This is a genomic window from Enterobacter sp. DVT3837 (assembly GCF_056238685.1).
Genome location: NZ_JBWDLA010000001.1, coordinates 1965880 through 1988172 on the forward strand (window position 1 = coordinate 1965880; position 22293 = coordinate 1988172).

The following is a 22293-nucleotide window of genomic DNA, read 5'->3' on the forward strand; positions in this document are numbered from 1 at the left end:
AGGAGAGATGCGTGAGGCGATTGCCGGGGATTTTATTGCTTACAGGGGCAACGCTGGTCGTGATTGTCGCGTTGCTCGTGAGCGGGCTACGCCTCGTATTACCGCATCTGGACAGCTGGCGTCCGCAGCTGCTGGCGAAAATCGAATCCACTACCGGGGTGCCGGTGGATGTAAGCCAGATCAGTGCTAACTGGCAGAATTTTGGCCCGACACTCGATGTCCGGGATATCAACGCCAGCCTGAAAGATGGCGGCTACCTGAAAATCAAACGCGTGACCCTGGCGCTGGACGTCTGGCAAAGCCTGCTGCATCTTCGCTGGCAGTTTCGCGATCTCACCTTTTATCAACTCCAGTTTTTGACCAATACGCCGCTGTCGGGTGGTGACAGTAGCCAGGGTCTTGAAGCCAACCGTTTCAGCGATCTCTTCCTGCGTCAGTTCGATCATTTCGATCTTCGTGACAGCGAAGTGAGCTTTATTACCCTTTCTGGCCAGCGCGCTGAACTGGCGATCCCCCAGTTGACCTGGTTGAATGGCAAGGATCGACACCGCGCCGAGGGGCAGGTGAATCTCTCCAGTCTGAACGGTCAGCACGGCGTGATGCAGGTACGCATGGATCTGCGAGACGACGATGGCTTGCTCAACAACGGCAAGGTATGGCTTCAGGCCGACGATGTGGATGTAAAACCGTGGCTGGGAGACTGGCTTCAGCAAAATATGCAGCTGGAAACCGCCCGTTTCAGCCTTGAAGGCTGGATGACCCTGACGAAAGGCGAATTTGCCAGCGGTGATATCTGGTTGAAGCAGGGGGGAGCGAGCTGGAAGGGAGAAAAACAGCAGCATCAGCTTTCCGTTGATAACCTCACCGCGCACGTGACGCAGGAGAAAGGGGGCTGGCAGTTTGCCATTCCAGACACGCGCATCACCATGGACAACAAACCGTGGCCGCGCGGCGCGCTGACGCTTGCCTGGATGCCTGAGCAGGATGTCGGCGGTGTGGAAAGTAAACGCAGCGATGAGTTGCGTATTCGCGCCAGTAACCTGGATTTGGCCGCAATAGAAGGCCTGCGCTCAATGGCGACGAAGCTCTCTTCAGATCTCGGGGAAATCTGGCTGGCCACGCAGCCGAGCGGAAAGATCGATACGCTGGCGCTGGATATTCCGCTCCAGGCGACGGAAAAAACCCGTTTTCAGGCAACCTGGAAAGATCTTGCCTGGAAGCAGTGGAAGTTACTGCCGGGCGCGGAGCACTTTAGCGGCAAGCTGGAAGGCAGCGTAGAAAACGGCAGGCTGACGGTCGATATGCATGACGCCAAAATGCCTTACGAGACGGTCTTCCGCGCGCCACTGGAAATTGAACAAGGCAGTGCGGTACTTAACTGGCTCAAGAACGATAAGGGCTTCCAGCTTGATGGCCGCCATATCGACGTAAAAGCCAAAGCCGTACATGCGCGCGGTGATTTTCGCTATCTGCAACCAGAAGGTGATGAGCCGTGGTTGGGTATTCTGGCCGGGATCAGTACCAACGATGGTTCTCAGGCCTGGCGCTATTTCCCGGAAAACCTGATGGGGAAAGCGCTTGTGGACTATCTGAGCGGCGCGATCCAGGGCGGACAGGCGGAGAACGCCACGCTGGTCTATGGCGGTAACCCGCATCTTTTCCCGTACAAACATAATGAAGGTCAGTTCCAGGTACTGGTGCCGTTGCACAACGCCACCTTTGCGTTCCAGCCGGGCTGGCCCGCGCTGAAAAACCTGGATATCGAACTTAACTTCCTCAATGACGGATTATGGATGAAGTCAGACAGCGTCGCGCTGGGCGGTGTGACGGCCAGCAATCTGACGGCAAACATCCCGGATTATTCAAAAGAGAAACTGCTCATTGATGCGGATATCAACGGTCCAGGGAAAGCGGTAGGACCGTACTTTGAGGAGACGCCGTTGAAAGAGTCGCTGGCGGCGACGCTTCAGCAACTGCAGCTTGATGGTGATGTGAATGCTCGCTTACATCTCGATATCCCGCTGGACGGAGAGATGACCACCGCCAAAGGTGATGTCCGTCTGAAGAATAACAGCCTGTATATCAAACCTCTTGAAAGTACGCTGAAAAATCTCAGTGGGCAGTTCAGCTTTGTGAACGGTAACCTGAAGAGCGAGCCGCTCACTGCCAGCTGGTTTAATCAGCCCGTAAATATCGACTTTACGACCACCGAGGGTGAAAAGGCGTATCAGGTGGCTGTCAATCTCGACGGTAACTGGCAGCCAGCGCGTATGGATGTCCTGCCGAAACCGATTGAAGGGTCAGTGGATGGCTCGGCATCCTGGAAGGGGAACGTGGCAATCGAACTGCCTTATCACGCTGGCGCGCATTATAAGGTCGACATTACGGGTGACCTGAAAAACCTTCATAGCCAGCTACCTGCGCCGCTGGATAAGCAGGCCGGACTGCCGCTGCCAGTAAAGCTTAACGTCGATGGTAACCTGAACAGCTTCGAGCTGACCGGAAGCGCGGGCGGGACAAACCACTTCAACAGCCGCTGGCTGCTCAACCGCAAACTCACTCTCGACAAAGCCATCTGGACAACTGATAGCCGCTCGACACCGCCGCTGCCGGAGCAGACTGGCATTGAGCTGAATCTCCCGCCTTTGGACGGTGCTGAGTGGCTGGCGCTGTTCCAGAAAGGTGTTGGACAAAACGTTGATGAAACCGCTCAGTTCCCGCAGACCATTACCGTACGCACGCCGTCACTAATGCTGGGGGGACAGCAGTGGAACAACCTGAGTATTGTCTCTCAGCCAACGCTTAACGGCACGAAAGTCGAGGCTCAGGGCAGAGAGATCAATGGCGCACTGACCATGCGCAATCATGCGCCGTGGCAGGCGGCGATCCGCTATCTCTACTACAACCCGGCAAGCACCACGATCGGGAAAGATAAACCGGCAGAGACGTCACCGCTGAGTAAAACCGCTCGCGTCGATTTTAACGGCTGGCCCGATCTCCAGTTGCGCTGTGCTGAATGCTGGCTGTGGGGGCAAAAATATGGCCGTATCGACGGTGATTTCGCTATTCAGGGAAATACGCTCACGCTCACCGGTGGCCTGGTCGATACCGGTTTTGGACGCATGACGGCCGCAGGCGAATGGGTGAATAACCCGGGCGAGCAGCGTACCTCCCTGAAGGGTGACATTAAAGGCAACAAGCTGGATGCCGCGGCCAATTTCTTTGGCATTACCACGCCGCTTCGCGGTTCGTCATTTGATGTTGATTACGATCTTCACTGGCGTGCCGCGCCGTGGACGCCGGATGAAGCCTCGCTCAATGGCATTCTGAAAACCCGCTTCGGTAAAGGTGAAATCGCCGACGTGAGCACGGGGCGCGCCGGGCAGATCCTGCGTCTGCTGAGTTTTGATGCGCTGCTGCGCAAGCTGCGCTTCGATTTCAGTGACACATTCAGCGAAGGTTTCTACTACGATTCCATTCGCAGCACGGCGTGGATCAAGGATGGCGTTCTGCATACGGACGACACGCTGGTGGACGGCCTGGAAGCGGATATCGCGATGAAAGGCTCGGTCAATCTCGTGCGTCGAGAGCTGGATATGGAAGCCGTGGTGGCACCGGAAATTTCCGCGAGCGTTGGCGTGGCAGCGGCCTTTGTGGTGAACCCGATTGTTGGTGCGGCGGTGTTTGCCGCCAGTAAAGTGCTGGGTCCGCTATGGAGCAAGGTTTCCATTCTGCGCTACCACATTACCGGCCCGGTAGATAAACCGCAGATTAATGAAGTGCTGCGCCAGCCGCGCAAAGAAGCACAGCAATGATTTGACGTGGGCAGGTAATTGCCTCACTCTCAATAAATACGATCTTTATACCGCCACAGGCGGCAACGAACGAGTAGCAATACGATGAGTCTGAACCTGGTAAGTGAACATTTGCTCGCAGCGAACGGCCTGAGCCATCAGGACCTGTTCTCCATTCTTGGTCAACTGACCGAACGCCGTCTCGACTACGGCGATCTCTATTTCCAGTCGAGCTATCACGAATCCTGGGTTTTAGAAGACAGCATCATCAAAGACGGCTCTTATAACATCGACCAGGGCGTCGGTGTCCGTGCCGTTAGCGGCGAGAAAACCGGTTTTGCTTATGCCGATCAGATTAGCCTGGCCGCGCTGGAGCAGAGTGCTCAGGCTGCGCGTACCATTGTGCGTGATACCGGCGATGGTCGTGTGAAAACGCTGGGTGAAGTGCAGCACTCTGCGCTCTATACCAGCATTGATCCGCTGCAGAGCATGAGCCGCGAAGAGAAGCTGGATATCCTGCGCCGCGTGGACAAAGTGGCGCGTGCTGCCGATAAGCGTGTGCAGGAAGTCTCTGCCAGCCTGAGCGGCGTCTATGAGCTGATTCTCGTTGCGGCGACGGACGGTACTCTGGCCGCGGATGTTCGTCCACTGGTCCGTCTCTCCATCAGCGTGCAGGTCGATGACGACGGCAAACGCGAGCGCGGCTCAAGCGGCGGTGGCGGCCGTTTCGGCTATGACTGGTTCCTGGGCGATGTTGACGGTGAAGCACGCGCTGACGCGTGGGCAAAAGAAGCCGTGCGCATGGCGCTGGTGAATCTGAATGCCGTCGCGGCGCCGGCTGGGACATTCCCGGTCGTTCTGGGGGCTGGCTGGCCGGGTGTTCTGCTGCACGAAGCGGTGGGCCACGGTCTGGAAGGTGACTTTAACCGTCGTGGTACATCCGTATTCAGCGGCCAGATGGGGCAGCTTGTCTCGTCTGAGCTTTGCACGGTGGTGGATGATGGAACCATGCGCGATCGCCGTGGCTCGGTGGCTATCGACGATGAAGGTACGCCTGGCCAATACAATGTGCTGATCGAAAACGGTGTGCTGAAAGGCTACATGCAGGACAAACTCAACGCGCGCCTGATGGGCGTAGCGCCAACGGGTAACGGCCGTCGTGAGTCCTATGCACATCTACCGATGCCGCGTATGACTAACACCTATATGCTGCCGGGCAAATCCACACCGCAGGAGATTATCGAATCCGTCGATTACGGCATCTTCGCGCCAAACTTTGGCGGCGGCCAGGTGGATATCACCTCCGGTAAATTTGTCTTCTCTACCTCAGAAGCGTACTTGATTGAGAAGGGTAAAGTGACCAAAGCGGTGAAAGGTGCGACGCTGATTGGCTCCGGTATTGAAGCCATGCAGCAGATTTCCATGGTCGGTAACGATCTGAAGCTGGATAACGGTGTGGGCGTCTGCGGTAAAGAGGGGCAGAGCCTGCCGGTTGGCGTAGGCCAGCCGACGCTGAAAGTCGACAATTTGACGGTGGGCGGCACTGCCTGATCTGACGATGCATAAAAAAATGGCGCTACAGAGGTAGCGCCTTTTTTTTAACGTAAGTTACCCAGCGGTATTTCCGGATCGGGCTCGTGCGTGATGCGGTTACGCAAATCACGACGAATGATTTCGATCGACCAGAACCAGACTAAATGACCCACGATTTCTGAGACGTGTTCGTACCATGGAAGTTCGAACAGCGGCGGTGTCAGACCCATCAGCGGGAAGGAGATCATGTGGACAAAAAGCTGGGCTAACGCACCCGCCAGCAAACCTTGCCAGAGTTTAATTTTCGGGAAGACTTCCGCAACTACACAATACCCTACGGCGAAGACGATTGAGAAAATAATATGTGTTACGCCGACCCAGTTAAATATATGTCCGGCGAATGTATAAACCGCCGCGTTAGGATCGACAACGCCCAGCCAGTCGCGTAAAAATACATAAGGCGGATTGAGAAAATTACGCGAGCAGTCAATCTGACTTGCGGCTCTTATTAATTGCTCTGGTCCGCATGCGGCAGTGAATAAATCACCAGGGCTACGTGGCGGAAGTGGCACCTCCGCTCCCCATTTCACGAATGCAGAGACAATCCCTGCAATCAAACCAATGAACGCGGCGAGTCCATAGCGCCTGCGCGAAGGTGGTGTTTGTTCAAATATATTCATTTCTTTTCCTTGTTTAATGTCATCCTGCGGAATACATTTTATTATTCATATTAGTAACAAATTAATAACAGTCTGAGTGCCAGACTTCTAATAAGGTAAGGGGAGGGTAACGGAAGTGTCAATTAGCTATTACTGATAGTGGTGAGGGAATATTCCTGAATGAATGTGCATCTCATCCAGGACATATTCATATAATATATGCTTATCCGCGATAATCAATTATTCCTTACTTCTTCCTCGCATCCCCTGAAACAGCTCCGCCACGTCCACAAAATAGTCTGTCAGATAGTTAATACACACCTGCACCTTGAGTGGTAGCTTGTCTTTTTCTGTGTACAGGGCGTATACCGGGCGCGGATCGGACTGGTAGCGAGGGAACAGGATCTCCAGTACACCGCTGTTGATCTCGTTGATCACCCACATCAACGGCACGTAGGCGATCCCGGCTCCTGCCACTAACCAACGCGAAATGGTCATTGGATCGTTGGTGATAAACCGGCCTTCTGGCAGCAGTCTGGTGGAGAGCCCTTCCGGAGCAATCAGTTCAAATTCATTGTCGGGTCGAACGCTGTATTCCAGCCATGAGTGGTTGGTGAGATCGGCGGGTTTCTCAGGGACACCGTACTGCGCCAGATAGCTTTTCGAGGCGCAAACGACCATCGGCATACTGCCCAGCCTGCGCGAGAAAAGGCTGGAATCCTGCAATGCCCCAACGCGGATCACCACGTCCAGCCCGTCAGCAATCAGGTCCGGCGCAGGGATACCCGTCACCAGATTCACGGTTAATCCTGGATACTCTTTCAGCATGTCCGCTGTCATGGCAGCGAGGACATTTTGTGCCATAGTTGAAGAACAACCGATGCGCAGTGTGCCGATAGGTGTGTTGTTGAAAGCATAGAGTTGTTCGTGGACATCCTGCACTTCAAGCAGCATGCGGCGACAACCCTGATAGTAAATTTTACCCGCTTCTGTCAGCCCGATGCTGCGGGTACTGCGATTGAGCAGCTTGACCTGAAGCTCATCTTCCAGTTTGGACACCGTCTGGCTGATTGAAGAGACACTCATCTGAAGCTGGCGTGCAGCAGCGGTAAAAGAGCCCAGTTCAACCACTTTGGCGAAGACTGACATGCGTTTTAAACGTTCCATTGTTCACTCTGGCTTAAAAGTGATTTAGATCACATATTATAGATAACAGCATAACAGTTACGTTAATATATTATTAATTACTTAACGGCTGCGCCATTCTCGCCCGGCATTTCTTGCTCTTCTGCGATGGCGTGCGCTAAAAAATTCTGTAGCCTGCACTCTCTCTTATCAAGGTCAACATGAGTCTGTTTCCCGTTATCGTGGTGTTCGGTCTGTCGTTCCCACCGATATTTTTCGAGCTTCTTTTATCACTGGCGATCTTCTGGCTGGTGCGCAAGGTGCTGGTTCCTACCGGGATCTACGATTTCGTCTGGCACCCTGCATTGTTCAATACCGCGCTGTATTGCTGCCTGTTTTACCTGATATCGCGCATGTTTGTCTGAGGTTGATGTGAAAACACTAACAAGAAAAATCTCCCGAACCGCCATCACCATGGCACTGGTTATCCTCGCCTTCATCGCTATTTTTCGGGCCTGGGTCTATTACACGGAATCACCGTGGACACGTGATGCGCGTTTCAGCGCCGATGTCGTGGCCATAGCCCCCGACGTGGCCGGTCTTATCACGGCGGTCAACGTTCACGATAACCAGCTGGTGAAAAAAAATCAGGTTCTGTTCACCATCGACCAGCCTCGCTACCAGAAAGCACTGGAAGAAGCGGAAGCTGACGTGGCCTATTATCAGGCGCTGGCGGCAGAGAAACGCCGTGAGGCAGGCCGCCGTAACCAGTTAGGTATTCAGGCTATGTCCCGCGAAGAGATCGACCAGTCCAATAACGTGCTGCAAACCGTGCTGCACCAGATGGCCAAAGCGCAAGCGACGCGCGATCTGGCAAAGCTCGATCTGGAGCGCACCGTGATCCGCGCGCCAGCCGATGGCTGGGTCACTAACCTTAATGTCTATGCCGGTGAATTTATCACCCGTGGCTCAACGGCCGTGGCGCTGGTTAAACAGAACTCCTTCTACGTGCTCGCTTATATGGAAGAGACCAAACTGGAAGGCGTACGTCCGGGTTATCGTGCCGAAATTACACCGCTTGGCAGTAACCGCGTCTTTAAAGGTACCGTCGACAGCGTCGCCGCAGGGGTGACCAACGCCAGCAGTTCTAAGGATGCAAAAGGGATGGCGACAGTGGACTCCAACCTGGAATGGGTGCGTCTGGCTCAGCGTGTGCCGGTGCGTATCCATCTGGACGAACAGCAGGGGAATGTGTGGCCTGCGGGTACCACGGCGACGGTGGTGATTACCGGCGCTAAAGACCGGGATGCCAGCCAGGAGTCGATCTTCCGTAAAATTGCCCACCGTCTGCGCGAGTTTGGCTAATCGCTATGGGTATCTTCTCCATCGCCAACCAACACATTCGCTTCGCCGTGAAGCTGGCGTGTGCCATCGTGCTGGCACTGTTTGTTGGCTTCCACTTCCAGCTTGAAACCCCGCGCTGGGCGGTGCTGACGGCGGCAATTGTCGCGGCTGGTCCGGCATTTGCCGCCGGTGGTGAACCTTACTCTGGTGCGATCCGCTATCGCGGGATGCTGCGTATCATTGGGACGTTTATCGGCTGTTTCGCGGCGCTGACCATTATTATTTTGATGATCCGCACCCCACTGCTGATGCTGATGGTGTGCTGTATCTGGGCGGGCTTCTGCACCTGGGTCTCGTCTCTGGTGAAAGTGGAAAACTCCTACGCCTGGGGACTGGCGGGTTACACCGCGCTGATTATCGTCATTACTATCCAAAGCGAGCCGCTGCTTGCGCCACAGTTCGCCGTGGAGCGTTGCAGTGAGATTGTGATTGGTATTGTTTGCGCGATTGTTGCTGACCTGCTTTTCTCCCCTCGCTCTATCAAGCAAGAGGTGGATCGCGAGCTGGATGCGTTGATTGTTGCCCAGTACCAGCTGATGCAGCTCTGCATCAAGCATGGTGACAGTGAAGAGGTGGATAAGGCCTGGAGCGGGCTGGTACGTCGCACGCAGGCGCTGGAAGGGATGCGCAGTAACCTTAATATAGAGTCTTCGCGCTGGGCCCGGGCTAACCGTCGCCTCAAAGCCCTCAATACGGTCTCCTTAACGCTGATTACCCAGGCGTGCGAAACCTATCTGATCCAGAACACCCGTCCGGAAGTGGTGACCGATACGTTCCGCGAGCTGTTTGCCGAGCCGGTGGAAACCGTGCAGGACGTGCATAAGCAGCTTAAGCGCATGCGGCGGGTCATTGCCTGGACAGGGGAACGCGACACACCAGTGACCATCTACACCTGGGTCGGGTCCGCGACGCGCTACCTGCTGCTGAAACGCGGCGTGGTTAGCAATACCAAAATCAGCGCGACGGAAGAAGAGGTGCTGCAGGGAGAAGTGGTGATTAAGGCGGAATCTGCCGAGCGTCATCACGCGATGGTCAACTTCTGGCGCACGACGCTCGCCTGCATGCTCGGTACGCTGTTCTGGTTGTGGACAGGCTGGACGTCCGGCAGCGGTGCAATGGTGATGATTGCCGTTGTGACTGCCCTGGCGATGCGTCTGCCCAACCCGCGTATGGTCGCCATTGATTTCCTGTACGGCACCATTGCCGCCCTGCCGATAGGCGCGCTCTATTTCCTGGTGATCATCCCGTCCACGCAACAGAGCATGTTGCTGCTCTGCATAAGCCTGGCGGTGATGGCGTTCTTTATTGGCATAGAAGTGCAAAAGCGCCGTCTGGGATCGTTGGGGGCGCTGGCCAGTACGATTAACATCATTGTGCTGGATAACCCGATGACCTTCCATTTCAGCCAGTTCCTCGACAGCGCATTGGGTCAGCTGGTGGGGTGTTTCCTGGCAATGATGGTTATTCTGCTGGTGCGCGATAACTCACAGGCAAGAACGGGCCGTGTATTGTTGAACCAGTTTGTTTCCGCTGCCGTGTCGTCGATGACCACCAATACCGCACGCCGCAAAGAAAACCACTTACCGGCGCTCTATCAGCAGCTGTTTTTACTGCTTAATAAGTTCCCGGGTGACATCGCTAAGTTCCGGCTGGCATTAACCATGATCATCGCGCACCAGCGTCTGCGTAACGCGCCTGTGCCGATCAACGACGATCTGTCGGCTTTCCACCGTCAGCTACGCCGCACTGCCGACCATGTACTTTCCGCGACCAGCGATGACAAACGCCGTCGTTACTTTACGCAACTGCTTGAAGAGCTCGATATCTACCAGGAGAAGCTTAAAGTCTGGGAAGCTCCGCCTCAGGTAACCGAGCCAGTAGGGCGGCTGGTGTTTATGCTGCACCGCTACCAGAATGCCCTCACAGATAACTGACTGAAGTAAAAAAGCCGACGCCAAAAGCGTCGGTTTTTTTGTGGCTATACTTAATTCCAGCACGTTCTTACATTCAGAAAGGGAGGACACATGACGACTGAGACGCTTCAGGACCACATCCTTTTTCAGACCGGGTATCTGGTTAATGGTATCTGGAAAACGCTGGACACGACGTTTGATGTACTTAACCCGGCGACCGGCGAGGTCATCGCTAAAGTCGCGAAAGCGGGTAAAGCGGAAACCGAAGCTGCGATTGCCGCAGCCACCAACGCTTTCCCGGCATGGCGAGCCAAAACCGCGAAAGAACGCTCGGCCATCCTTTACCGCTGGTACGAACTGATTATTGAAAATAAAAGCTGGCTCGGGCGGTTAATGACCACCGAGCAGGGCAAGCCTCTGAAAGAAGCGGAAGGAGAGGTGGAGTACGCGGCCAGCTTTATCCAGTGGTTTGCCGAAGAGGCCAAGCGCGCTAACGGGGAAATTATTCCGCCGATCAAACCCGGTTCCCGCATTCTGGCAACCCGCGAGCCCATTGGTGTGGTCGCGGCGATTACACCATGGAACTTTCCGATGGCGATGCTCACCCGTAAATTAGGCCCGGCGCTTGCTGCGGGCTGTACCGGGGTGATCAAACCGGCCAATAACACGCCGCTCAGTGCTTTTGCGCTGCTTACCCTGGCTAAACAGGCCGGTGTGCCCGACGGTGTTCTCAACGCCGTGGCCGGGAATACCCATGAAATCAGCGATGCGATCATGGCCAGCCGTGACGTGCGTAAAATCTCCTTTACCGGTTCGACCTCCGTCGGCAAAACGCTGGTGCGTAATGCCGCAGACACCATGAAAAAAGTCTCAATGGAGCTGGGGGGAAATGCCCCATATATCGTTTTTGAGGATGCGGATATCGACGCAGCGGTTAAGGGTGCTATCGCCAACAAATTCCGCAATGCCGGGCAGGTCTGCGTGAGCGTTAACCGTTTCTATATTCAGGAAACCGTCTACGACAAGTTTGTGAATAAACTTGCCGATGCGGTAAAGGCGCTGAAGGTGGGGAATGGTCTTGAAGAGGGGGTTGTCGTCGGACCGCTGATTGAACCTGCTGCGGTCAACAAGGTGCGTGAGCATGTCGACGATGCCGTTGCCCGCGGGGCAACCGTGCTGGCAGGGGGGAAACCCCATTCGCTTGGCGGGAATTTCTGGATGCCAACCGTACTGGGTGACTGCCATGAAGGCATGAAGCTGGCAGAAGAAGAGACGTTTGGACCGGTTGCGGCGTGCTTCCGTTTCACTTCAGAAGATGAGGTCATCCAGCGTGCCAACAACACGCCTTATGGCCTGGCGGCTTACTTCTACACCCAAAACCTTTCACGCGTTTTCCGTGTTTCTCAGGCCATCGAGAGCGGGATGATTGGCATTAACGAGTGCGCCGTCTCTACGGAACTGGGGCCTTTTGGCGGGGTAAAAGAGTCAGGCCTTGGACGCGAGGGCTCCGTGCTGGGGCTGGAAGAGTATCTGGAAGTCAAAACCCTGCATATTGGGGGATTATAATAGACAGGGCGGCAACTGCTGCTCGCCTGGACTGGGTGGCTGGCAATGAAAACCTATACGTTTGATTTTGACGAGATCGACAGTCAGGAAGACTTCTATCGTGAATTTATCCGGGTGTTTGATCTTGAACGGGAAAGCGTGACGAATCTGGATACCCTGTGGGACGTGGTGACCGGCAGTCTGTTGCCACTCCCGCTGGAGATTGAGTTCATTCATTTACCCGATAAGCTGCGCAGACGTTTTGGCGCACTGATATTACTGTTCGATGAAGCGGAAGAAGAGCTGGAAGGGCAACTGCGTTTTAACGCGCGCCATTGAATGACATAAAAAAAGCCCCTGACCAGCAGGTCAGGGGCAAGTCGTATGATGAAATACGACGAGGGTTTATTTATACAGTTCTGCCGTAGCATGCCAGTGGTCACCCTGATTCAGTTCGGTGACACGATAGCTGCTGGCACCTGCTTTTTCAGCTTTTGCGGCCAGTTCGTGACGAATATCCATTGGTGAACCAGTGACAGACGTTACGGATACACTGCCCATAGGCTGCAGATTTTGTGCCTGGTCGGCATTCACTTGCTGTACGGCTGCACTTGCGCCGAAAGAGAGAACTGAGGCCAGACCGAGGGTTGCGATGATCAATTTGGTTTTCATAGTCTTTACTCCTGAATAGGGTTGTTGCTCAACGGCGAGAAGGGTTAAACAGCTATTTTTATGCCTGGTGCCGTTGAGTGGAGATTTATGTCTTCAGTTATTGCTAAAACTTATTTGTACAGCTCAGCAGTAGCGTGCCAGTGGTCACCTGAACGAGCTTCAATGATGCGGTAGGATGATGCACCCTGTTCTTCCGCTTTCTTGTTCAGCATCTCATGCATGTCCATCGGGGACGTACCGATTGCACCGACAGAAACCGTACCGATTGCCTGGCGGGATTGCGCCTGGTCAGCATTGATTGAATCAGCAGCGAAAGCACCGAATGACAGGACAGACAGGACGCTCAGCGCCGCTACAGTAGTTTTAATGTTCATGATTTTTACCTCGTCGAATTTTTTCGTGGGGTCTTGTTTCGTGACCCTCATCACAAAATCAAGTATACACTAATAACCAAAAAAATTAATACCAGACTAATTGTTACTATTGTTATTACGTGTTAACCCGTTCGTTTTTTATAACCAAATTGCATAATATTGGCTATTTATCGTCCACTTCGTGCAGTTATATCTAATAAAATCATATTGATATCAGCTTTTGATTTTTTGTGCGATTTTTTGATTTAGCATTCACTGGGTGAATGTTAATGGGTGGTAAAAAGCATTATTTGTCAAAGTCAGGGCAGTGGAATCGAGTGGGAAACGCAGCGGGAGCAGAACGATCCCCGCAGCGGTGCTGCGGGGAGGGGGGATTAGAGTTCCTGTTCGAACAGAACCAGAATTGCCTCGTAGAGGTCTTTGACGGAGAAACCATTTGCCGGGGTGGTAAAGATGGTGTCGTCCCCAGCGATTGTACCGAGAATACCTTCCGCTTTACCTAAGGAATCCAGCAGGCGAGCAATCAACTGCGCAGCGCCAGGGCTGGTGTGGATCACTACGACGGCGTCGTTATAGTCGATATCCAGAACCAAATTCTTCAGCGGGCTGGAGGTCGTCGGCACGCCAAGTTCAGCTGGCAGGCAATAGACCATCTCCATTTTGGCGTTACGGGTACGCACCGCGCCAAATTTGGTTAACATGCGGGAGACTTTCGACTGATTGATGTTATCGAAACCTTGTTCCTGTAACGCCTGAACAATTTCTCCCTGAGAACTGAATTTCTCTTCTTTGAGTAGCGCTTTAAACGCCTTTACTAATTCTTCTTGCTTAGACGAGCTTCGCATAAGTCACCCGGAATATGACGATAGAAACAACATTATTATGCATGTGGATGAATTTTTATGCAAATTATCTACCGGGAGGTAGTCTGAAATAATGTTATGAAAGGGAGTGATTTTATCAGATTTCGTTATCAGAAAACATGCCTGGGTCACGCCGCGCAAATAAGCTTAAAAGTAAATTAAATGTTATCAAAATGATGTTGTTTTGGTGGCGGGGCAGGGTGTATTGTAACCACCTCTTAATTCGTTGCCGTCTGTCGTCAGATAGTCTTCTGGTGAGAGATAAAGCCGCGTGACCTCAAATTCTTTAGCTACGAAAATTGTAATTATTTACTCGCTGAATTATGGTCGCCGCAACGGAGTTACAGATACTTAAGTTAACCATAATAAGGAGTTTAGGATGAAAGTCGCAGTCCTCGGCGCTGCTGGTGGTATCGGCCAGGCGCTTGCCCTACTACTGAAAACTCAACTGCCTTCAGGCTCAGAACTCTCCCTGTACGATATTGCTCCGGTAACCCCAGGTGTGGCGGTTGACCTGAGCCACATCCCGACAGCTGTGAAAATCAAAGGCTTCTCCGGTGAAGACGCGCGTCCTGCTCTGCAGGGTGCCGACGTGGTGCTGATTTCTGCAGGTGTGGCACGTAAGCCCGGTATGGATCGTTCAGACCTGTTCAATGTCAACGCTGGCATCGTGAAAAACCTGGTGCAGCAGATCGCTGAAATCTGCCCGAAAGCGTGCATCGGTATCATCACTAACCCGGTGAACACCACTGTTGCTATCGCGGCAGAAGTGCTGAAGAAAGCCGGTGTTTACGATAAAAACAAACTGTTCGGCGTGACCACGCTGGATATTATCCGTTCCAACACCTTTGTTGCTGAGCTGAAAGGCAAACAGCCAACAGAAGTGGAAGTTCCGGTTATTGGTGGCCACTCAGGCGTCACCATTCTGCCTCTGCTGTCGCAGATCCCTGGCGTTAGCTTCACCGAGCAGGAAGTGGCTGACCTGACCAAACGTATCCAGAACGCGGGCACCGAAGTGGTGGAAGCGAAGGCGGGTGGCGGTTCTGCAACTCTGTCTATGGGCCAGGCGGCTGCACGTTTCGGTCTGTCACTGGTTCGCGCTCTGCAGGGTGAGAAAGGCGTTGTTGAATGCGCTTACGTTGAAGGCGACGGCGAACACGCTCGCTTCTTCTCTCAACCGCTGCTGCTGGGTAAAAATGGTATCGAAGAACGTCAGCCTATCGGCAAACTGAGCGCGTTTGAACAACACGCGATGGAAGGCATGCTGGATACCCTGAAGAAAGATATCACCCTGGGCGAAGAGTTCGTTAACAAGTAAAACGAACCGTCTCTCGTAGGCCGGGTAAGCGTTAGCGCCACCCGGCAAAAAAAACCGAAGCACTCACTGGCTTCGGTTTTTTTATGGCTGTCAGTTTGTTGCCGGGTATTCCTGAACCGTCACCTGCAGCGTGAGTTTCTTATCATTGCGCATGACTTCAACAGGGATAATAGAGCCCGGTCGGATCTCTGCGACCTGGTCCATGGTCTCCAGTGCCGAGACCGCTGGCGTACCATTAACTGACACAATGACATCGTTAACCTGAATTCCCGCGTTGTCTGCCGGGCCGCCAGGTGATACCTCGTTGACCACGATGCCCTGAATCTGATCAATACCGCCGCCCTGGTTATGCATTGGTGCAATTTCACGGCCACCTATTCCGATATAACCACGGATCACCCGTCCATCGCGGATCAGTTTATCCATAATTTTGGTCGCCAGCTGGAACGGAATGGCAAAGCCGATCCCTTCCGGTGTCTCGCCGTCGTTGCTCTTGTCGAACGAGAGGGTATTGATGCCCATCAACTCACCCAGTGAGTTCACCAGCGCACCGCCGGAGTTACCGCGGTTGATCGACGCATCGGTTTGCAGGAAGTTCTGCCGCCCGGAGGGGTTGAGGCCAATACGACCCGTCGCACTGATAATTCCCTGGGTAATCGTCTGGCCCAGGTTATAAGGGTTACCGATAGCCAGGACGACATCGCCAATGTGAGGGGTACGTTTACGATTAATGGGAATGATCGGCAAACCTCCCGTGGCGTTGATTTTCAGGACGGCCAGGTCGGTCAGGCTGTCAGACCCCACGAGTAACGCCTCAAACACGCGGCCATCCTGCAGGGCAACGATAATCTGGTCGGCATCGTTAATCACGTGCTTGTTGGTAATAATGTAGCCGCGCTCGTCCATAATCACCCCGGAGCCGAGGGTGCGGATCTCCAGTTGGTTATGGGTTGAGCTATTAAGGCCGCGGTTATAGACATTAACCACGGCAGGTGCTGCACGGCGAACGGCCTGGTTGTAGGTGGCCGGCGTTTCATCCGTACTGTCGAACTGGGGAGCCGTCAGTTTATTAAACTGACGTAAAGACGGCATTGCCGCCAGCAGCAGGCCAGCGACAATCAAACCGATGACAATTGAACGTAAGAGCTTTAAAAGCATGATGCGCGTGTCGTTAAAAAAGGGACGATTTGCAGCATAACATGAGTTATCCGGACATCACACGCAGCGGTGATGTCCGGCATCGCAAATGCTTAGCGCAACAGAATATAGATAGATTCATTGCCACGCATAACCTGCAGGGCAATAACCGCCGGTTTACTTTCCAGCACCTTGCGCAGCTCGGCAATGGATTGCACGCGATTACGGTTTACGCCAATGATGACATCATCCTGATGTAATCCTGCTTGCGCGGCAGGGCTGCTCTTCTCAACGGTGTCGATGCTAATGCCCTTCGTTCCGTCTTTCAACTGCCCATCGCTTAACGTTGCCCCTTGCAGCGCTGGGGCGATAAGCTCCGCACTGGCAGATGACGAGGTACTCTTATCCAGCGTGACTTCAACGTCCAGTGGCTTGCCGTCACGAATCAGGCCCAGCTTCACTTTGGCGCCAGGTTCTGTCGTGGCAATGCGTGAACGTAGCTCTGCGAAGCTGCTCAACGGCTTGTCATTCAGGCTGACGATCACATCGCCCGATTTCACGCCGGCTTTTGCCGAACCGGAGTTTGGCAGGACTTCACTCACAAATGCGCCCCGCTGCACGTTGATGTTGAACGCTTTGGCGATATCCGCGCTCATCTCCATTCCCTTGATCCCCAACAGCCCGCGCTTGATTTCACCGAACTGGATCAGCTGCTGGGCAAGCGTTTTGGCCATGTTACTGGGGATGGCAAAACCAATTCCAATGCTGCCGCCGCCAGGGGCCAGAATAGCCGTGTTAATCCCAATCAGCTCGCCATTCAGGTTGAGCAATGCCCCGCCGGAGTTCCCACGGTTGATGGAGGCATCCGTCTGAATAAAGTTTTCCAGCCCCTCCAGATTCAGGCCGCTACGTCCCAGCGCCGAGACGATCCCGGAGGTGGCGGTCTGCCCTAAACCAAAGGGGTTACCCACGGCAACGGCAAAATCACCGACACGCAGTTTGTCGGAGTCCGCAATGGTAATCTGAGTCAGGTTGCTCGGGTTCAGCACCTGCAACAGCGCGATATCGCTCTGGTCATCGCCGCCAATCAGTTTGGCATCAAATTCACGTCCATCATTAAGCTGTACGCTGATTTTATCGGCCTGGCTGATGACATGGTTGTTGGTCAGAATATAGCCTTTGGCCGCATCAATAATGACGCCTGAACCCAGACCTTCAAAAGGCTGAGCCTGCTGGTCGGGAGCTTCATCGCCAAAATATTTTTTCAGTTCTTCCGGTACGCGTTGGCTTTGTACAGCCGTACCCTCAACCTGTACGCTGACGACCGCAGGCAACACTTTTTCCAGCATCGGTGCGAGGCTTGGAATGGCTGCCTGACCGGGCACCTGAGAGGGGATGGCGGCAAGGGCAGGGAAGGACGCCGAGAGAGATAACCCGACACTTAACGCGATAGCGCTCAACAGCTGGTTTTTTTTCTTCATCGATGTTGACTCTCGTAACCTGGAATAAAGGAAAAACGGCCCCAAAAACACGTTGATGTTATTGAATTTTAAACCGCTGAACAATGAGGTGCTTAACTAAATGATAGCTGGGGTCATGAAGAAAGGACGGGCGCAATCGCTGCGCCCGTAAAATAAATTCAGGTTGTGCGATTAATCGCGTTTTACACCGCCACGCAGCAGGCCTGACGCGCCATCTGAATAGTCACGAGGCATCTGGACGGGCGCCTGATCGTTACCGGCTTCAGAGTCTGCCAGACGGTTGCGGAACGGATTGGTTTCCGCGGTCATTTCCGGCAGCAGGCTGCTGGAGCTTTTTGCCATATGTTGATACAGCTGACGATAGTCGGTCGCCATGTTGTCCAGCAGCTCGGCGCTACGGGCAAAGTGGCTGACCAGCTCTTCACGATACTCTTCCAGTTCCGCTTTGTTCTTTTCCAGTTCGTACTGCAGTGACTGCTGCTGACGCAATTTGCGATTACCGAAACGCATGGCCACAGCACCGATGACGATGCCGACGACTAAACCGATTAGCGCATATTCCCAGGTCATGAACTTCTCCCGTTGTCTTGTTGTTCCGTAGGGTGTTGGCTCGGCTCCTGCCTGTGCCTGATAATGCCACTATAACCGCTATTTCTGTAGAAGTGGAATCCTGACGTATCATCGCGTAGTGTAGAACGGCCTTTTTTTCATCAGTCACGGCTGCTGGTGAGGTTTAATTGAAGGAATAACAATAAGATTATGCAAAACCTGTCCCCTGCATCGCGTTATCAACTGGCCCTTAACGACGGCACTCATCAAGCTGATGACGTTCAACGTGAGGCGGTAAGCCGTCTGGAGATGATTTATCAGGAACTCACGGCAAAACCCGCTGAAGTCGAACAGAATGGTGGGCTAAAGGCGGCATTTGGGCGGTTGCTCGGTAAAAAAGCACCACAGGCTCATGCTCCTGTACGCGGCTTATATATGTGGGGCGGCGTAGGGCGCGGAAAAACCTGGCTGATGGATCTGTTTTATCTGAGTCTGCCGGGCGAACGTAAGCAGCGTCTGCATTTCCATCGTTTTATGCTGCGGGTTCATGAAGAGCTAACTGCACTGCAGGGCAAAAGCGATCCGCTTGAGATTGTGGCCGACAGGTTTAAGGCGGAAACGGACGTGCTTTGCTTTGACGAATTTTTTGTTTCTGACATCACCGATGCCATGCTGCTGGGCGGCCTGATGAAAGCGCTGTTTGCACGCGGGATTACGCTGGTTGCCACATCGAATATCCCGCCGGACGAGCTGTACCGCAACGGTTTGCAGCGCGCACGTTTCCTGCCTGCCATCGACGCCATCAAGCAGTATTGTGACATTATGAATGTGGATGCCGGGGTGGATTACCGGCTGCGTACGTTGACCCAGGCGCACCTGTGGCTCTCACCGCTGAACGCCGAGACAACCCATCAAATGGATAAACTCTGGCTGGCGCTGGCGGGGGCAAAACGTGAAAACGCTCCGGAGCTTGAGATTAACCATCGCCCGTTGCCCACGCTTGGCGTAGAGAATCAAACGCTGGCCGTCTCCTTCACAACACTTTGTGTGGATGCCCGCAGCCAGCACGACTATATTGCGCTTTCACGCCTGTTCCATACCGTGATGGTGCTGGATGTTCCGGTCATGACGCGGTTGATGGAGAGTGAAGCACGACGCTTCATTGCGCTGGTGGATGAATTTTATGAGCGGCACGTCAAGCTGGTGATTAGCGCTGAGGTACCTTTATATGAGATCTACCAGGGAGAGCGGCTGAAGTTCGAGTTCCAGCGTTGCCTCTCGCGTCTGCAGGAGATGCAGAGCGAGGAATACCTCAAGCTTGAGCATATGCCATAAATGCCAGCCTCTCCCTGTGGGAGAGGAACTGGGGGAGGGCACCAGACCGCGCAATACCTCCCCCCGAAAAACCCATTCCAAATCACATTTAAGGGTCGATCTTTGACCTCAACTTCTCTATAATCTTGCGACCCCACGTTACGAGAAGGTTTTTTTCCCGAAACTTTCTATGTGTCGGCATGTGCTATTCGAAGGGGTAGGTTTGCCGGACTTTGTCGTGTGAACCTCAACTGACTAAACGTTTGGGTGTTCACCAACGTGTAACTTATTATTTGGGTAAGCTTTTAATGAAAACTTTTACAGCTAAACCAGAAACCGTACAGCGCGACTGGTATGTTGTTGACGCGACCGGTAAAACTCTGGGCCGTCTGGCTACTGAACTGGCTCGTCGCCTGCGCGGTAAGCATAAAGCGGAATACACTCCGCACGTTGATACCGGTGATTACATCATCGTTCTGAACGCTGATAAAGTTGCTGTAACCGGCAACAAGCGTACTGACAAAATGTACTACCACCACACCGGCCACATCGGTGGTATCAAAGAAGCGACCTTTGAAGAGATGATTGCTCGCCGTCCTGAGCGTGTGATTGAAATCGCGGTTAAAGGCATGCTGCCAAAAGGCCCGCTGGGTCGTGCTATGTTCCGTAAACTGAAAGTTTACGCAGGTAACGAGCACAACCACGCGGCACAGCAACCGCAAGTTCTTGACATCTAATCGGGATTATAGGCAATGGCTGAAAATCAATACTACGGCACTGGTCGCCGCAAAAGTTCCGCAGCTCGCGTTTTCATCAAACCGGGCAGTGGTAAAATCGTAATCAACCAGCGTTCTCTGGAACAATACTTCGGTCGCGAAACTGCCCGCATGGTAGTTCGCCAGCCGCTGGAACTGGTTGACATGGTAGAAAAACTGGATCTGTACATCACCGTTAAAGGTGGTGGTATCTCCGGTCAGGCAGGTGCGATCCGTCACGGTATCACCCGCGCTCTGATGGAGTACGACGAATCCCTGCGTTCTGAACTGCGTAAAGCTGGCTTCGTTACTCGTGACGCTCGTCAGGTTGAACGTAAGAAAGTGGGTCTGCGTAAAGCACGTCGTCGTCCACAGTTCTCCAAACGTTAATCATTTTCTGCTTACGCAGAACGATTGGCGAAAAACCCGCTTCGGCGGGTTTTTTTATGGATAATGTGCAGGTTATCCACAATATAAATTCATATATCTCCTCTTTTTCCACATTTCCAGAATCCCCTCACCACAAAGCCATCAAAATCTGGTAAACTATCATCCAATTTTCTGCCCAAATATCGGTGAATACTCGATTTTTGTTCGATTCTTGAACAATGTGTTTTCTCTGGGATGGGCGATACAACATCTGGCTGGCCCCTGTTGGGCCGGTAGCAGTAAAAATTCTGAATATACCTGGAGGTTTTCATGGCTGTCGCTGCCAACAAACGTTCGGTAATGACGCTGTTTTCTGGTCCTACTGACATTTATAGCCATCAGGTTCGTATCGTGCTGGCCGAGAAGGGTGTCAGTTTTGAGATCGAGCATGTGGAAAAGGATAACCCACCTCAGGATCTGATCGATCTCAACCCGAGCCAAAGCGTACCGACGCTGGTGGATCGCGAGCTGACCCTGTGGGAATCCCGTATCATTATGGAATATCTGGATGAGCGTTTCCCACATCCGCCGTTGATGCCGGTTTACCCTGTCGCGCGTGGTGAAAGCCGCCTGTACATGCAGCGTATCGAGAAAGACTGGTACTCGCTGATGAACGTTATCGTTAGCGGTTCCTCTTCTGAAGCCGACGCAGCGCGTAAGCAACTGCGTGAAGAGCTGCTGGCAATTGCCCCTGTGTTTGGTCAGAAGCCATTCTTCCTGAGCGATGAGTTCAGCCTGGTGGATTGCTACCTGGCACCGCTGCTGTGGCGTCTGCCGACTCTGGGCGTCGAGTTCAGCGGTCCGGGTGCGAAAGAGCTGAAGGGCTACATGACTCGCGTATTTGAACGTGATTCATTCCTGGCATCGTTAACTGAACCTGAACGTGAAATGCGTCTTGGCCGAGGCTAATGACTGTGGAAATGTCACAACTTACCCCACGCCGTCCGTATCTGCTGCGCGCCTTCTATGAATGGCTGCTGGATAACCAGCTCACGCCGCACCTGGTTGTGGATGTGACGTTGCCGGGCGTGCTGGTTCCTATGGAATATGCGCGTGATGGACAGATCGTGCTGAACATCGCGCCGCGCGCGGTGGGCAACCTGGAACTGGCCAACGACGAAGTGCGCTTTAATGCACGCTTTGGCGGTGTGCCGCGTCAGGTGTCCGTTCCTCTGGCTGCGGTACTGGCGATCTACGCGCGTGAAAACGGCGCAGGCACGATGTTTGAGCCGGAAGCAGCATACGACGAGGATGTTGCCAGCCTGAATGATGACAACGCATCCGATGAGCGCGAAAGCGACACGGTGATGTCGCTTATTGATGGCGATAAACCCGATCATCATGACGACAATGATCCTGATGACGATCCGCCTCCGCGCGGTGGTCGTCCGGCTCTTCGCGTCGTCAAATAAAAAAACAGGCCCAATC

At 53.5% G+C, this 22293-nt stretch carries 21 protein-coding genes; 13 read left to right on the forward strand and 8 right to left on the reverse strand.

The genetic code is table 11. The annotated features are described in order from the left end of the window. Positions 1-11 precede the first annotated feature (11 nt). Entirely contained in the window at positions 12-3815 is a 3804-nt protein-coding gene (gene yhdP, locus AC0XWG_RS09645; RefSeq protein WP_475680547.1) for an AsmA2 domain-containing protein YhdP, read from the forward strand. 84 nt (positions 3816-3899) lie between these two features. Then, positions 3900-5345 carry a metalloprotease TldD gene (tldD, locus tag AC0XWG_RS09650; RefSeq protein ID WP_028016998.1) on the forward strand — a complete coding sequence of 482 codons (1446 nt, stop codon included), beginning with the start codon at positions 3900-3902 and terminating at the stop codon, positions 5343-5345. Between the two features lie 47 nt (positions 5346-5392). On the opposite strand, the gene AC0XWG_RS09655 is transcribed toward tldD, so the two are convergent. Then, on the reverse strand, positions 5393-6007 hold the full coding sequence (locus AC0XWG_RS09655; protein WP_049007549.1) for a YagU family protein: 615 nt from the start codon (positions 6005-6007) through the stop codon (positions 5393-5395). A gap of 219 nt (positions 6008-6226) precedes the next feature. Beyond that, a complete protein-coding gene (aaeR, locus tag AC0XWG_RS09660) occupies positions 6227-7153 on the reverse strand; it encodes an HTH-type transcriptional activator AaeR (protein WP_028017000.1) in 927 nt (308 codons plus the stop codon). Positions 7154-7332: 179 nt separating this feature from the next. Here aaeR and aaeX point away from each other — a divergent pair, with 179 nt between their 5' ends. From aaeX to AC0XWG_RS09685, 5 genes are all read left to right on the forward strand, one after another. Next, positions 7333-7536 (forward strand): p-hydroxybenzoic acid efflux pump operon protein AaeX, encoded by a 204-nt coding sequence (gene aaeX, locus AC0XWG_RS09665; protein ID WP_003860416.1) that lies wholly within the window; start codon positions 7333-7335, stop codon positions 7534-7536. Positions 7537-7543: 7 nt separating this feature from the next. Further along, positions 7544-8476, forward strand: a complete 933-nt coding sequence (gene aaeA / locus AC0XWG_RS09670) for a p-hydroxybenzoic acid efflux pump subunit AaeA (RefSeq protein ID WP_028017001.1) — start codon at positions 7544-7546, stop codon at positions 8474-8476. 5 nt (positions 8477-8481) lie between these two features. Then, the gene (gene aaeB / locus AC0XWG_RS09675) at positions 8482-10449 is read left to right on the forward strand and encodes a p-hydroxybenzoic acid efflux pump subunit AaeB (RefSeq protein ID WP_108091095.1); all 1968 of its coding nucleotides are present in this window, start codon (positions 8482-8484) and stop codon (positions 10447-10449) included. A gap of 90 nt (positions 10450-10539) precedes the next feature. Further along, entirely contained in the window at positions 10540-11994 is a 1455-nt protein-coding gene (locus tag AC0XWG_RS09680; RefSeq protein WP_028017003.1) for an NAD-dependent succinate-semialdehyde dehydrogenase, read from the forward strand. A gap of 45 nt (positions 11995-12039) precedes the next feature. Beyond that, positions 12040-12312 (forward strand): barstar family protein, encoded by a 273-nt coding sequence (locus AC0XWG_RS09685; protein ID WP_008502839.1) that lies wholly within the window; start codon positions 12040-12042, stop codon positions 12310-12312. Positions 12313-12378: 66 nt separating this feature from the next. Here AC0XWG_RS09685 and yhcN (AC0XWG_RS09690) read toward each other — a convergent pair whose 3' ends face one another. The 3 genes from yhcN (AC0XWG_RS09690) to argR all read right to left on the reverse strand — a co-directional run bounded on the left by yhcN (AC0XWG_RS09690) (position 12379) and on the right by argR (position 13864). Next, positions 12379-12645: a peroxide/acid stress response protein YhcN gene (yhcN, locus tag AC0XWG_RS09690; RefSeq protein ID WP_024906332.1), complete on the reverse strand. Its 267-nt coding sequence runs from the start codon at positions 12643-12645 to the stop codon at positions 12379-12381. Positions 12646-12755: 110 nt separating this feature from the next. Next, entirely contained in the window at positions 12756-13019 is a 264-nt protein-coding gene (yhcN, locus tag AC0XWG_RS09695; RefSeq protein ID WP_032666799.1) for a peroxide/acid stress response protein YhcN, read from the reverse strand. 374 nt (positions 13020-13393) lie between these two features. Beyond that, on the reverse strand, positions 13394-13864 hold the full coding sequence (argR, locus tag AC0XWG_RS09700; RefSeq protein ID WP_003860428.1) for a transcriptional regulator ArgR: 471 nt from the start codon (positions 13862-13864) through the stop codon (positions 13394-13396). Between the two features lie 397 nt (positions 13865-14261). Here argR and mdh point away from each other — a divergent pair, with 397 nt between their 5' ends. Beyond that, positions 14262-15200, forward strand: a complete 939-nt coding sequence (gene mdh, locus AC0XWG_RS09705; RefSeq protein WP_028017006.1) for a malate dehydrogenase — start codon at positions 14262-14264, stop codon at positions 15198-15200. Positions 15201-15290: 90 nt separating this feature from the next. Here the strand turns inward: mdh and degS are convergent, their stop codons facing one another. The 3 genes from degS to zapG form a co-directional block, all read right to left on the reverse strand. Continuing rightward, entirely contained in the window at positions 15291-16358 is a 1068-nt protein-coding gene (degS, locus tag AC0XWG_RS09710; protein ID WP_028017007.1) for an outer membrane-stress sensor serine endopeptidase DegS, read from the reverse strand. Positions 16359-16450: 92 nt separating this feature from the next. After that, positions 16451-17818 carry a serine endoprotease DegQ gene (gene degQ, locus AC0XWG_RS09715; RefSeq protein ID WP_128348201.1) on the reverse strand — a complete coding sequence of 456 codons (1368 nt, stop codon included), beginning with the start codon at positions 17816-17818 and terminating at the stop codon, positions 16451-16453. Positions 17819-17989: 171 nt separating this feature from the next. Next, on the reverse strand, positions 17990-18388 hold the full coding sequence (zapG, locus tag AC0XWG_RS09720) for a Z-ring associated protein ZapG (RefSeq protein WP_008502832.1): 399 nt from the start codon (positions 18386-18388) through the stop codon (positions 17990-17992). Positions 18389-18577: 189 nt separating this feature from the next. Between zapG and zapE the strand changes: the two genes are divergently transcribed. The 5 genes from zapE (at position 18578) to sspB (ending at position 22277) form a co-directional block, all read left to right on the forward strand. Then, positions 18578-19702 carry a cell division protein ZapE gene (gene zapE / locus AC0XWG_RS09725; protein WP_049007554.1) on the forward strand — a complete coding sequence of 375 codons (1125 nt, stop codon included), beginning with the start codon at positions 18578-18580 and terminating at the stop codon, positions 19700-19702. A 287-nt stretch (positions 19703-19989) separates the two neighbouring features. Then, complete coding sequence (gene rplM, locus AC0XWG_RS09730) at positions 19990-20418, forward strand: 50S ribosomal protein L13 (protein WP_003860434.1); 429 nt, start codon at positions 19990-19992, stop codon at positions 20416-20418. A gap of 15 nt (positions 20419-20433) precedes the next feature. Next, positions 20434-20826 (forward strand): 30S ribosomal protein S9, encoded by a 393-nt coding sequence (gene rpsI, locus AC0XWG_RS09735; RefSeq protein ID WP_003860436.1) that lies wholly within the window; start codon positions 20434-20436, stop codon positions 20824-20826. A 309-nt stretch (positions 20827-21135) separates the two neighbouring features. Next, positions 21136-21774 (forward strand): stringent starvation protein SspA, encoded by a 639-nt coding sequence (sspA, locus tag AC0XWG_RS09740; protein WP_028017010.1) that lies wholly within the window; start codon positions 21136-21138, stop codon positions 21772-21774. A gap of 5 nt (positions 21775-21779) precedes the next feature. After that, complete coding sequence (gene sspB / locus AC0XWG_RS09745; protein WP_024906337.1) at positions 21780-22277, forward strand: ClpXP protease specificity-enhancing factor; 498 nt, start codon at positions 21780-21782, stop codon at positions 22275-22277. The last annotated feature ends 16 nt before the right edge of the window (positions 22278-22293 follow it).